Origin of the sequence: Halomonas sp. Mc5H-6 (assembly GCF_024124705.1) — a bacterium.
Taxonomy (GTDB): domain Bacteria; phylum Pseudomonadota; class Gammaproteobacteria; order Pseudomonadales; family Halomonadaceae; genus Vreelandella; species Vreelandella subterranea.
On sequence record NZ_JAMXSI010000010.1, the window covers coordinates 73,043 to 85,912 of the forward strand.

The window sequence follows — 12,870 nt, forward strand, 5'->3', positions numbered from 1 at the left end:
CCTGTCAGCGTTTAAAGACGGCCAGCCTAAGGGTTGTGCAAGGATGTACCATGTTGCCGTGAATCGTGTTCCATCAATGGGAGTTACAGATGAAATCAACGGTGTTAATCACGGGGGCCAACCGGGGTGTCGGGCTGGCGCTGGCAGAGCATTATGCTGATGAAGGCTATCGCGTTATCGGTGTTTGCCGTCAGTCATCCGACGCGCTGGCGCGTGTGGCCGATCAGGTGATCGAGTCGGCGGATGTCACTCAGCCTGATGATGTTGCCCGCCTTGCCAAGACCCTGAAAGGCCAGACGTTGGACTTGCTTATCAACAATGCCGGACTGCTGCGCGATGAATCCCTGGGCAGCCTTGATTTCGACAGTATTCGCGAGCAGATGGAAATCAATGCCTATGCGCCGCTACGGGTAGCGGAGGCGCTGCTGCCCAATCTCGCCAAAGGCAGCAAGATCGTCAACATCACCAGCCGCATGGGATCCATCGCAGATAACGACTCGGGCGGCCGCTATGGGTACCGGGCGTCCAAGGCGGCGCTCAATGCCTTTGGTAAATCCCTGGCGATGGATTTAAAACCACGCGGCATTGCCGTGGCTCAACTGCACCCCGGCTATGTGCAAACGCGCATGGTCAATTTTGGTGGATTTATCAGCCCTCAGGATGCCGCGCTTGGCATTGCCGCGCGGATTGAGGCATTGACCCTCGATAACAGCGGCGGGTTTTGGCACAGCAACGGCGAGTCACTCCCCTGGTGATGGCGTGCGCTGCCCCGTGACGCTGTTGAACGGATGCAGCGCGTCGCGGGGCACGTAGAACCGCAGCGTTTCGCCTTCGGCCACCGGCGGCTGGCCGGAGACACGGATGACCGTGGGTTGGTCACTACCCGCGAGGTTTACATACAGGTGGCTCTCGGCCCCGGCGGCTTCAAACAGCGCAAGCGTTGAGTCGACGGTCAAGTGAGGCGCTTGGGGCGGCGCTAAGTGCATATCATCCGGTCGAATGCCGACGGTATCGGTGCCGTCGGGCAGGTTGTCCAGCAGGCCGCTTTCGCCCTGTGTTTTCAGGTAATCCACCTTCAGCATGTTCATGGCGGGGGAGCCGATAAACCCGGCCACAAACATGGTCGCGGGGCGGGCATAGATCTCCATGGGCGTGCCCACCTGCTCGATCTGCCCGGCGTTGAGCACCACCAGGCGGTCACCCAGGGTCATGGCTTCAAGCTGGTCGTGGGTGACATACAGGCTGGTGGTTTTCAAACGCCGCTGTAGCTGCTTGATCTCGACACGCATCTGCACGCGCAGCTTGGCATCCAGGTTCGAGAGGGGCTCGTCGAACAGAAAGGCGGCCGGGTCCCGCACCAACGCGCGGCCCATGGCCACCCGCTGGCGCTGACCACCGGAGAGCTTGCGCGGTTTGCGCTCAAGAAACTCCTCGATCTCCAGCATTTTGGCGGCAACGTGAACGCGCTGATCAATCTCGTCTTTTTTGAAGCCGCGGTTTTTCAGGCCATAAGCCAGGTTGTTGTAGACCGTCATATGCGGGTAGAGGGCGTAGTTCTGGAATACCATGGCGATGTCGCGTTCGGCGGGTTCGAGCTTATTGACCACCCGGTCACCGATTTTGAGCGTGCCGTCGGTGATGGTTTCAAGCCCGGCCACCATGCGCAGCAGGGTGGATTTACCGCAGCCGGAAGGCCCGACCAGCACGACAAACTCGCCGTCGTCGATCTGCAGGTCAACGCCTTTGACCGCCCGGACATCACCGCTATAGGTTTTCGTTATTCCCTCCAGAGTAATGCTGGCCATTTACTTCTCCGTCTCGGTCAGGCCTTTCACAAACAGGCGTTGCATGAACAGGATGACTAACACCGGCGGCAGCGCGGCCATGACCACCGCGGCCATCACCAGGTGCCACTGGGGATTCTCTTCCGAGGTCATGCGCTGGATGCCCATCACGATGGTGGTGTAGTCGGGGTCGGTGGTGATCAGCAGCGGCCAGAGGTACTGGTTCCAGCCGTAGATGAACATGATCACGAACAGCGCGGCGATATTGGTCACCGAAAGCGGCATCAGGATGTCTTTAAAAAACTTCAGCGGCCCGGCGCCGTCGACCCGGGCGGCTTCGAGCATTTCTTCGGGGACGGTCATGAAGAACTGGCGGAACAGAAAGGTCGCGGTGGCCGAGGCAATCAGCGGAATCGACAGGCCGGCAAAGCTGTTGAGCATGCTGAGGTCGGCCACTACCTGATACGTGGGGATAATGCGCACTTCCACCGGCAGCATCAGGGTGACGAAAATCAGCCAGAAAAAGAACATGCGGAAGCGGAAGCGGAAGTAGACGATGGCAAAGGCGGACAGCAGCGAGATAAACAGCTTGCCTATGGTGATCGCCATGGCCATTACAAAGCTGTTCCACAGCATCAGCGCGGCGGATGGAGAGTTGGCCGACGAAACGCCGGATTGCCACATTTGGGTATAGTTTTCGATCCCATGGCTGCCGGGTAGCAACGGCAGGGTCCCGCGCAGTAGCTCATCAGGTGCCTGGGTCGAGGCCACAATGGCGATATAAACGGGGAAAACCACCAGCGCCACGCCGATGATCAACACAGTATGGGCAAAGCCATTGGCCCAGGGCCGGTTTTCAACCATCACAACACTCCATCAAGGCCGGATTAGCAGACCGTCTGTTAATAATTAACGCGCCGCTCGATAAAGCGGAACTGAATCACGGTCAGCGCGACCACAATCACCATTAGCATCACCGACTGAGCGGCCGAAGACCCCAGATTCAGCCCTATGAAGCCATCCGCATACACCTTATAAACCAGGATATTGGTGGCCTGTGCAGGCCCGCCTTCGGTGGTGGCGTGGATAATGCCAAAGGTGTCGAACATGGCGTACACCACGTTGACGACCAACAGAAAGAAGGTCGTGGGCGACAACAGCGGGAAGACGATTGTCCAGAAGCGTTTGATGGGGCTGGCGCCATCAATGGCGGCCGCTTCAATCAGCGATTGTGGAATGGACTGCATCCCCGCCAGGAAGAACAGGAAGTTATAGGAGACCTGCTTCCAGGCGGCGGCGAGAATCACCAGCAGCATGGCGTCGCTGCCTGAATTGCGGTGGTTCCATTGGTAACCCACCATCTCCAGCATGTAAGGCACGATGCCGATGGAGGGATTGAAGATGAACCACCATAAAACGCCCGCGAGGGCGGGCGCGATGGCGTAGGGCCAGACCAGCAGGGTGGTGTAGGTGCTGCGCGAACGAAGCATCCGGTTGACGGTGCTGGCCAGTAGCAGCGCCACCGACATGGAGACCAGCGTGGTGCCTACCGCGAAGATCGCCGTCACCGAGAGCGAATTGAGATAGCTGCCGTCGCGGAACAGGCGGGCAAAGTTCTCAAGGCCCACAAAGGTAGTTTTCAGGCCAAAGGCATCTTCCCGCAGCAGCGACTGATACAGCGCCTGGCCCGCCGGCCAGATAAAGAAAATCAGCGTGATGACCACCTGGGGGGCCAGCAGGGCGAAAGGCAACCAGCGCCCCGGAAAGGTCATGCGTTTTGTTTGCATGGGCAGCTCTTGAACACAGCCGAAACGAAAGCGCCGCCTACCCTTGGGTAAGCGGCGATGTCAGTGCCTGGTTACTGATTGGCGGCTTCGAAGTCCCGTAGCAGCGCATTGCCGCGTTCCACGGCATCGTCCGCCGCTTCCTGACCGGATTTATCGCCGGTCATCACGGCTTCCATCTCTTCGGAGATGATGTCGCGGATCTGCACGAAATTGCCAAAACGCAGGCCTTTGGAGTTTTCGGTTGGCTCGTTGAGGGTCATCTGCTCAAGCGAGATATCTGCCCCCGGGTTCTCTTCGTAATAACCCTGCTCTTTACTCAGGTCCCAGGCGGCCTGGGTGATGGGCAGGTAACCGGTTTGCTGGTGCCAGTCGGCTTGTACCTCAGGCTGGGAAAGGTACTCGAAGAAGGCCGCAACGGCTGCGTACTCTTCTTCGCTATGGCCTTGCAGTGCCCAAAGCGTCGCGCCACCGATAATCGAGTTCTGCGGGGCATCTTCCACGTCGGCGTAATAGGGCTGCATGCCAAAGCCGACGTCAAATTCTGAATTGGCGGCGACATCGGCGCGAGAGGCTGAAGAGCCAAAGAAAATCGCGCAGTCCTGGGAGTAGAACATTGGCTCGGAGTCCGGGCCGGTGCCGGGGCCAGCCCAGCGGAAGATGTCTTCTTCCTGCCAGTCGTGGAGGTTATCCCAGTGGCGGGCGACCAGTTCGTTGTTGAAGTTGAGCTCGGTCTCTATCCCGCCAAAGCCATTTTCCAGCGTGCCTAACGGCGAGTTATGCATGGCAGAGAAGTTTTCCAGCATTACCCAGCTGGGCCAGGAGGTGGTAAAACCGCAGCTTGCCACGTCGGCATCCACCAGTTGGCGAGAGACATCCACCACCTCTTGCCATGTCTCGGGGGGCTGCTCGGGATCCAGGCCCGCTGCCTCGAACATGTCGCGGTTGTAGTACATGATCGGCGTGGACGAGTTGAACGGGAACGACAGCATGTTGCCGTTGGTGTCGGTGTAATAACCCACCACGGCGGGCAGGAAGGCATCGTTATCGAAAGCGCGGCCGTGCGCTTCCATCAGTTCATGCACCGGATAGATGGCGCCTTCGGCGTTCATCATGGTGCCGGTACCGACTTCAAAGACCTGCAGGATGTGCGGCTGCTCATTGGCACGGAAGGCGGCGATTGCACCGGTCATGGTCTCCGTGTAGGTGCCGCGGTAACTGGGGTTAACGCGGTAATCATCCTGGGACTGGTTGAAGTCTTCGGTAATGCCTTCCAGGATTTCACCAAGCTGACCGCCCATGGCGTGCCACCAGCTAATCTCTGTTGCCGCCTGAGCAGAAAGGCTTAGGCTGGCCGTCGCCACCCCTACGGCAAGCGCTTGCAGTGTAAAGCGAGGCATAAAAGCTCCTTGTGGGCCTGAGATGAATCAGGCAGTGCCCTACGTTTGTTACGGTTTTTGGATACATAGTTTTTTGGATGGATAGACTTTAGAAAGTGCAGATGACGTTTAGGTGAATACAAGATGAACTCCCTATGACAGCTTGCCGATGTAGGCGCCCACGGGGCGGGGTGATAGGCTTGCGGGAAGATAGCCAATGACAGGAAGGGCAATAATGAGCGACGCGGAACGACTGTTAACAAGGCTGGTGGCGTTTGATACCACCTCGAGCGAATCCAACCTGGCACTGGTCCGCTACGTGGAAGATTACCTGGCTTCCCATGGTGTTGACGCCGAGCGGGTGATGAGTCCGTGTGGCAATAAAGCCAACCTGATTGCCCGTATTGGCCCTGATGCGCCGGGCGGTGTCATGCTTTCCGGGCATACCGATGTGGTACCGGTGGCGGGGCAGCCCTGGTCGAGCGATCCCTTCACCCTGCGCGATGGCGGCGATGGTCGGTTATACGGGCGTGGCACCTGCGACATGAAAGGCTTTCTTGCCTGCGTCCTGGCCAAAGTTCCCGATTGGGTGCGTGCGCCACTCAAGCAACCTGTTTACCTGGGATTTTCCTACGATGAAGAAATCGGCTGTGTGGGCGCGCCGGCTCTGATTCGGCGTTTCTGCGAGCATTACTCGACCACCGCGCATGTGATTGTCGGCGAGCCGACCAGCATGCAGCCGGTCGTGGCGCAAAAGGGGGCGACGAACCTACGCACCACCGTCACCGGGCGCGAGGCTCACAGCAGTCAGGTCAACCAGGGCACCTCGGCGATTCACGTTGCAGCAAGGCTGGTGACCTTTATCGAAGACACCATGGCGGCCTTGGCCGACGAGGGCCGTGTCGATGAGGCCTTCAACGTGCCCCATACCAGCCTGCACGTCGGCAAAATAAAGGGCGGCACGGCGATCAATATCATGGCGCGGGAGTGCCAGTTTGAATGGGAGATTCGTCACCTGCCCACGGAGACCTTCGACGACATATACGCGCGTTTTGAAGCGTTCTGCACTCAGCTCAGTGCTGAACTGCAGGCCAAAGGCAAGCAGGTTGAGATCACCACCGAAGCGTTGAATGTGACAGTGCCGGGACTTGCGGATCGTGATAACGACCGCGTCATACGCCTGGCGAAAGATCATTTGCCAGCAGGGTGCTGCGACCACGCGGTGGCTTATGCGACCGAGGCCGGGCAATTTCAGGGGCAGGGCTTGCAGACGATCATTCTGGGGCCAGGCAGCATTGCCCAGGCGCATCAACCCGATGAATACGTTGAGCGCAGCCAGTTGGAGGCGTGTACAGCGTTTTTGGACAACATGACTGGAGCGATGCAACGTCATGAGTGAAACTGGCGGGAGTCCCACCCGGTGTCGGGTGGGACGGTTACTACCGTATCAATGCTGAGGATCTTCTACATAGAGCTCAGCCTTGGCATGGCGCATCACATCTTCACAGGCTTGCTGTTGTGCCAATTGAGAAAGCAAGCGCTGGGTCACCTCAAAGCCTTTACCCAAGCAGGTATCGACCTCGTGCTGGCTAACGGTCGGCGTTACGCGATAGTCAATCTTTACCGTACGTCCGCCGCCCTCCAACCGATCCGCAACCCCTCTGAGACGCCACGCGATTCTCTCTTTCCAGCCAGCTGATTCTTCCGCGCCTTCGTTTACGCTAAACGTGCACTGCCACTCGGGTTTGTAAACCTTCATAGGGAGAACCTCCTGCAATTTGGAAAGAATGATCGATCGTGATTCGTACTCCGTCAGTCTGATGTTAGTGCGCTACCACTATACCTAATTGGTCGCCTATTCCCTAAACAAAACGCATACCGTCTTTAGCATGATAAACACAAGGGACGTTGATGAAGTACACTTAATCTTGCGGGCCTTTCATCGTGAGGCAATGCCGTTGCGCCGGTTGGCTCACCGTTGAAGATAAGCCCCTCACGCAAGCCCCTGAGCTGCCGATACAGTGTAGTAACTGACGGAAAGTGAGTTGACCCGTGCCAGGTACGCGGCAGAAAAGGCAGTTAGGAAAGGATTCAATCGTTGACCGAGAAAATAGCCTTCTCACGTTAGCCCGTGTGGAGTGGTATTAGAGACTAACCAGGAGAAACTGCCCTCGTGCCGATCAATGCCCGCGATCTTGCGTTAGATACGCTGCTGTTAATGACCGTTGCCACACTGGGTCTCATGGGCGTGGTCGGCAGCCTCTTTGGCCTGTCCGAATCCCATTCATTGTTTGCCGTCGCGCTGGTACCCGATGCAGCGATCGCTACCTCCCTTGCCAGTGTCGGCGTGTTCGCCATCCTGCAAGGGTGGCAGCGTGTACGATGGCTATGCGCCCTGGCGCTAACGGGGCTGGCGCTATATACCCTTGTCCATAACGTCCTTGCTTCCAGCTCTGCTCCCTCCTGGTTAACCGGTCAGGAACGGATGACCAGTATTGGCGCGCTGATGTTGCTGGCGGTGGGGCTGGCGCTGTGGTGCGGCCAGTCAACGGCTAGGCGCCGGTTATTCTGGTTATTCAGTGGGCTTGGCCAGTGGCTTTTCGGCGGGCTGATGCTGGTCCGGCTATGGGTGGGCATCGAGCTGGATGATCCGATGTTTTCGTCGTCTCCGGTGGCGGTCGTGGTATTCACACTCCTGCTGGGAACCGCCATGGTGGGGGTTTACCTGCGCCGTTCGCCCGGGCCGCTCAACCTGACGCGCACCACCGCAGTGGCGTGCCTGACCGGGGTAGCCGCCAGTGCGGCGGCCTGGGGAATGCTCAGCCTGCAACAGTTCAACGATACGCAACAGCAGGCCGGGTATCTGCTGGATAATGTGCAGTTAAACGCCGAAAAGGCGGTCAAATCGAGGCTGCAACTGTTGCAGCGTATGGCCGAGCGCATCAACGCCGCGCCAGGCAACTTCGATCAAGAGCTGCTGACACTGGACGGGGAAAGCTATCTGCGTGATACCCCTAGCCTGCAGGCAATCGCCCTGGTCGATGAGCGTTTGAATCCCATCTGGTTTCATTCCCGAGCACCTGACAGCGAAGGGTGGCTTCGCCAGCAGCTCGGCAAGCCATCGGTGCCCGAGTGGTTATCGGTGCCCTTTGATCGTCCCTGGGTAGTGATATCTGACCCACACACGCCGAGTCTGGCGTTTGTGGCGATGCCTCTCGCCGAGCGGGATCAGCGTCTTGTGGCGAGCCTCGATCTGGCCGTGCTATTCAACTATGGCTTGCGTCTCGAGCTCGGACCCTTTCAGGTCCACATGAGTCGTAGCGGTACGCCTCTACTGATGCTTAAGCCGCCTCTCGTCCAGGCAGATAACGCGCTACGCCCAGGGCGGGTATTGGCAAAGCGCAATGCGGGCTTGCCCGGTGGGATCAGCCTGCGTCTGGAAGCGCTTTCTGGCAACCATTACAACTGGTATCTGGCCGGTTTCGCGCCCGTGGTGGTCGCCATGGTGGGGCTGATGCTGAGTGGTTTGCTGGCGTTTTGCATTGGTTTAGTGGTTGCCAGTATTGCGCGGGCGAAAGAGCTGGCGGAGGCGCGTCAAACCCTCGAAGATCAGCAGCATATACAGCAAATGATCGCCCAGGAAGCCTCCCTGGACGATATTCTGGAAAGCCTTTGCCGGTTGCTCGAGCGCCAACTACCCGGTTCGCTGTGTTCGGTCATGCTGGTGAATAAAGCGAAGACACACCTGACGTTGGCGGCGGGCAAGCGATTGCCTGAGGCCTTCCGCGAGGCGGTCGAGCGGGTGCGGATTGCCCCGTCAATGGGCGCATGCGGCAGCGCCGCTTACCAGCGCTGCCAAGTGATCAGTGAGTGCATCGCCGATGATGAGCGCTGGCAGGGGTTTCACGACATTGCCCGGCAAGCGGGATTGGTCGCGTGCTGGTCGAGTCCGGTGATGGGCAGTAATGGCCAACTGCTGGGAACTTTCGCCACCTATTCCCACCAACCTAGGGTGCCTGACGAGCAAGATCACTTATTGATCGAAAAGGCCGCTGGGCTAATGGCGTTGGCGGTTGAGCGTTTTCAGGTTCGCCGCTCGCTCGAGGAAAGCGAGCAGCGCTATCGTTCACTGTTCACCCACCATCCGGATGCGGTTTTCTCCCTTGATGAGCAAGGCCGGTTTGCGACCGCCAATGCCACTTGCGCGACGATCAGTGGCTATACGCTTGATGAGATTATCGGTAGCCACTTCAACTGTTTCATTTACGACGAAGACATCGAGTCGGTCAATCTGCGCTATCAATCGGTGATGCAGGGCAGCATCATTCGTTATGAGTTGGTCATTCGCGATCGCGCGGGCGAGCCGCATATTATGGACCTGATCAATCTGCCCATCGTGATCGATGGCGAGATTCAGGGGCTTTATGGGATAGCCCAGGAAGTCACCGATAAGCGGCAGCAGGAATCTCGGCTGCGCACCCTTGAACGCAGCGTGGAAGCCAGCGTCAACGGGGTGGTCATCGCCGATGCAACACAGCCGGGACTGCCGATTGTCTATGCCAATCATGCCTTTACCCAGATGACGGGCTATGAGCAGGCGGAAATACTGGGCCGCAACTGCCGTTTCCTGCAAGGCGATGGGACTGACCCGGAGGTTGTCGAAAAAATCCGTCAGCGGCTTAGTGAGCAGCGTGATGTTCATGTGACTCTGCGTAATTACCGTAAAGACGGCAGCCTGTTCTGGAATGATCTATACATCGCTCCGGTGCGCAACCCAGATGAACAGTTGACCCATTTCGTGGGTGTGCAGCATGACATCTCCAAACACAAGGCCTTCGAAGAGCGGCTGGCCTATCACGCAACCCACGATGACCTTACTCAACTGCCCAATCGCTCGCTTTTCGAAGAAACCCTAAGCGACGCCTTTACAAAAGCACAAGCGCAGCACCAGCGGGTGGCGGTACTGTTTGTCGACCTGGATGACTTCAAGCCGATCAATGACAACCTGGGGCACGCCGTTGGTGACAGGGTGCTGGAGGAAGTGGCCCAGCGGCTGCTCGGTGCGGTGGACGAACAGCACCTGGTCGCGCGCCTGGGGGGCGATGAGTTCGTCATTCTGCACCCAAGGGTCCAGGGTGAAGCCGATGTGGTGGAGGTGGCCGAGCGGCTGCTGGCGGCGCTGTCGCGTCCTTATTATATCGAAGAGCACGAGCTATATCTGACCGCAAGCGTGGGCATTGCCATCAGTGAGGAGGCTTTATTGGAGCCGCAAATGCTGATCCAGCAGGCCGACATGGCGATGTATAAAGCCAAGCAGCGTGGGCGTAATGCCTATCAATGGTTTTCGGCGGCATTCAACGACACCGCCAGCGAGCGGCTGGTGTTGCGCAACGAACTGCAGGAAGCCATCGAGAACCAGGCGTTTGAGCTGTATTATCAGCCGCTGCTTGACCGTAACGGCCAGCTCGCGGGTGTCGAGGCCTTGCTGCGTTGGCCGCACCCGACAAAGGGGTTTATCTCACCGGCGCGTTTTATTCCGTTGGCGGAAGCCACCGGGCAGATCATGCCGATCAGCGAATGGGTGTTGAACCGCGCCTGCGATGACATGCAAGCCCTCGCCCAGCAAGGGCTGGGAGAGGTGTCGGTAGCCGTGAATGTATCGCCACTGCAATTTCAGCGCTCGAATTTTCTGGCCACCCTGCACCAGACGCTCGCGGACACCGGCTTGCCGCCTAAGCAGCTGGCGCTGGAGATTACCGAAGGGATTTTGATGGAAAATACCGAGGTCGCCATCGATACCTTGCGCGCCTTGCGCAATATGGATGTTCGGGTCTCCATTGACGATTTCGGCACAGGCTTCTCGAGCTTGAGCTACTTGAAGCACTTGCCAGTGAATACGGTGAAAATCGACCGCAGCTTTATACACGAGCTGCATCAAAGTGAGGCCGACAGCGCAATCGTCAAAGGCATTATTTCCATGGCCCATCACCTGGGGCTGAACGTCGTTGCAGAAGGTGTTGAAACGTCTGAGCAGCATCATCAACTGCTGGACTATCATTGTGATGCTTTTCAAGGCTTTGGCTTGGCGCGGCCCATGCCGTTGGCGAGCTTGATCACGTTCATCGATGCGCTCGACCAGCAGCCAGTCGTCAGGAGCCAGCGGTGACTCAGTCAGCCAATCGATTGCCTGCGCCGGGGGGCGGCAAGTGGTATCTTTATTTGCTTGAATGCCAGCGCGGCACTTACGTGGGCATCACCAATAATTTGACCAGGCGTTACCGCGCCCATGCCTCGGGTAAAGGCGCACGTTTCACCCGTGCGAACCCGCCGGTGGCGCTGCTGGGCGCGCAGCCGTTTCCCGACCGGGCGAGCGCCAGTCGTGCCGAATACCAGCTCAAGCGTCAGTCGGCGCGGCAGAAGCGTGCCTGGGCATCAGCCTGGCCGAGCCCTGATTCTTTGCCGATGGCAGGAGAGACCATGCACATTTTTTATTCAGACAAGACCCGCCTGCGACAGGCGAGAACGGAACTCCATGACGGCGCGCTGGTGGCCCCCTTCGAATGCCCCGAGCGCGTTGATCTGGTGTTGAAGCAACTCCAGCAGGCGGCGGTAGGCGAGCTTTACGAGCCGCGCGCCTACGGACTGGAGCCTGTGCTGGCAGTTCACGATGCTGACTACGTCAATTTCCTGGCCGACTGCTGGCACGAATGGGTAGCCGCCGGACACGAAGGCGAGGCAATCCCCAATATCTGGCCGGCACGCACCCTACGTGGCGACCGTATACCCCGGGTGGTAAGCGCCAAACTGGGCTATTACGCCCTGGCGGCGGAAACCTCGATTAGCGAGGGCACCTTTGAAGCCGCGATGGCCAGTAAAGATGTGGCGCTAGGGGCTGTCGAGCAGACGCTTGCGACCGGCGAGCCCAGTTTTGGCCTGTGTCGACCGCCGGGTCACCATGCCGCTTTTGACCAGTATGGCGGCTACTGCTTTTTCAATAATGCGGCGATCGCCGCGCAGCGAGCACTGGCATCGGGCAAGCGCCGCGTGGCGATTCTGGACGTGGATTTTCACCACGGCAACGGCACCCAGCAGATCTTCTATGAACGCGATGACGTGCTGTTTATCTCGCTGCACGGCGACCCCGAGGTGACCTTTCCTTACTATTCAGGCTATGCGGATGAAACCGGGCGGGGCAGCGGCGAGGGGTTCAACGTCAACTACCCGCTGCCGCCGGGCACGGACGTCGATACCTGGATGGCTACGCTGGATAACGCCCTTGCCAGGATCACGGAGGCACAATGCGACATGCTGATCGTGTCGCTGGGCGTGGATATCTTCGAAGACGACCCCATCAGCGCTTTTACCTTCAAAAGCGAGGACTTTAGCCTGCTGGGTCAACGACTTGCACATGCTGGCCTGCCGACGGTGTTGCTCATGGAGGGCGGCTATGCCGTGGACGACATTGGTATCAATGTCGTCAATGTGCTACAAGGCTTTAAACAGGGTATAAGTTAAGACTTCAAAAGATGACTCCCGACGTAAGTTCGGGCAGTCTATCGCCCTTCATACAGGGCAGGGAGTACGCGTGTGGCCGTTTACGGCGGTATTCAAGCACATGAGCTGGAGCGTTGGTTAAATGCCTTGACCAACGCTGCCTACGATAGGCGCTGCCCGCTTTCCAAGGTGCACGGCGGCGATGCGCGTGCCCGTGCGGCACGCCAGAGCTTGTTACTCCTTGCCAATGACTATCGTGCTGGAGAGCTATCCCGCGAGTCATGTGCCGCCGATCTGGGTCGCTGGTGCGAAGGCTATCTGAGTGAGGCGGAATGGTACGTGCTGGTCGGCACCCGCCAAGCGCCCATCCAGCCGCAAAACGAAGAAGAACGAAGCCTCACCGTGCTCAAGCAGCATCGGGTGGGGTAA

The 12,870-nt window shown here is 58.4% G+C and carries 10 protein-coding genes and 1 pseudogene; 6 read left to right on the forward strand and 5 right to left on the reverse strand.

Translation table 11 applies throughout. The annotated features are described in order from the left end of the window. The first annotated feature begins 89 nt into the window (after positions 1–89). On the forward strand, positions 90–755 hold the full coding sequence (locus NH395_RS14010; protein WP_253025696.1) for an SDR family oxidoreductase: 666 nt from the start codon (positions 90–92) through the stop codon (positions 753–755). Here NH395_RS14010 and NH395_RS14015 read toward each other — a convergent pair. The 4 genes from NH395_RS14015 to ugpB form a co-directional block, all read right to left on the reverse strand. After that, positions 741–1,805, reverse strand: a complete 1,065-nt coding sequence (locus tag NH395_RS14015; protein ID WP_253025698.1) for a sn-glycerol-3-phosphate import ATP-binding protein UgpC — start codon at positions 1,803–1,805, stop codon at positions 741–743. The genes NH395_RS14010 and NH395_RS14015 overlap by 15 nt on opposite strands. After that, the gene (ugpE, locus tag NH395_RS14020) at positions 1,806–2,648 is read right to left on the reverse strand and encodes a sn-glycerol-3-phosphate ABC transporter permease UgpE (protein WP_253025700.1); all 843 of its coding nucleotides are present in this window, start codon (positions 2,646–2,648) and stop codon (positions 1,806–1,808) included. It abuts the gene before it with no gap. Positions 2,649–2,686: 38 nt separating this feature from the next. Beyond that, complete coding sequence (gene ugpA, locus NH395_RS14025; RefSeq protein ID WP_253025702.1) at positions 2,687–3,571, reverse strand: sn-glycerol-3-phosphate ABC transporter permease UgpA; 885 nt, start codon at positions 3,569–3,571, stop codon at positions 2,687–2,689. A 71-nt stretch (positions 3,572–3,642) separates the two neighbouring features. Next, positions 3,643–4,968 (reverse strand): sn-glycerol-3-phosphate ABC transporter substrate-binding protein UgpB, encoded by a 1,326-nt coding sequence (gene ugpB, locus NH395_RS14030; protein ID WP_253025704.1) that lies wholly within the window; start codon positions 4,966–4,968, stop codon positions 3,643–3,645. 214 nt (positions 4,969–5,182) lie between these two features. Here ugpB and argE point away from each other — a divergent pair, with 214 nt between their 5' ends. Further along, positions 5,183–6,346, forward strand: coding sequence for an acetylornithine deacetylase (gene argE, locus NH395_RS14035; protein WP_253025706.1), 1,164 nt, complete (start codon positions 5,183–5,185; stop codon positions 6,344–6,346). 48 nt (positions 6,347–6,394) lie between these two features. Here the strand turns inward: argE and NH395_RS14040 are convergent, their stop codons facing one another. Continuing rightward, the gene (locus tag NH395_RS14040; protein WP_253025708.1) at positions 6,395–6,706 is read right to left on the reverse strand and encodes a hypothetical protein; all 312 of its coding nucleotides are present in this window, start codon (positions 6,704–6,706) and stop codon (positions 6,395–6,397) included. Between the two features lie 414 nt (positions 6,707–7,120). Between NH395_RS14040 and NH395_RS14045 the strand changes: the two genes are divergently transcribed. The 4 genes and pseudogenes from NH395_RS14045 (at position 7,121) to NH395_RS14060 (ending at position 12,870) form a co-directional block, all read left to right on the forward strand. Next, positions 7,121–11,113, forward strand: coding sequence for an EAL domain-containing protein (locus NH395_RS14045; protein WP_253025710.1), 3,993 nt, complete (start codon positions 7,121–7,123; stop codon positions 11,111–11,113). Further along, positions 11,110–11,355 (forward strand): annotated as a pseudogene (locus NH395_RS14050) (GIY-YIG nuclease family protein); the annotation flags it as partial. The gene NH395_RS14045 and the pseudogene NH395_RS14050, both read left to right, overlap by 4 nt. Before the next feature lie 69 nt (positions 11,356–11,424). Continuing rightward, positions 11,425–12,462, forward strand: coding sequence for a histone deacetylase family protein (locus NH395_RS14055; protein WP_253025773.1), 1,038 nt, complete (start codon positions 11,425–11,427; stop codon positions 12,460–12,462). Between the two features lie 72 nt (positions 12,463–12,534). Continuing rightward, positions 12,535–12,870: a hypothetical protein gene (locus tag NH395_RS14060; protein ID WP_253025712.1), complete on the forward strand. Its 336-nt coding sequence runs from the start codon at positions 12,535–12,537 to the stop codon at positions 12,868–12,870.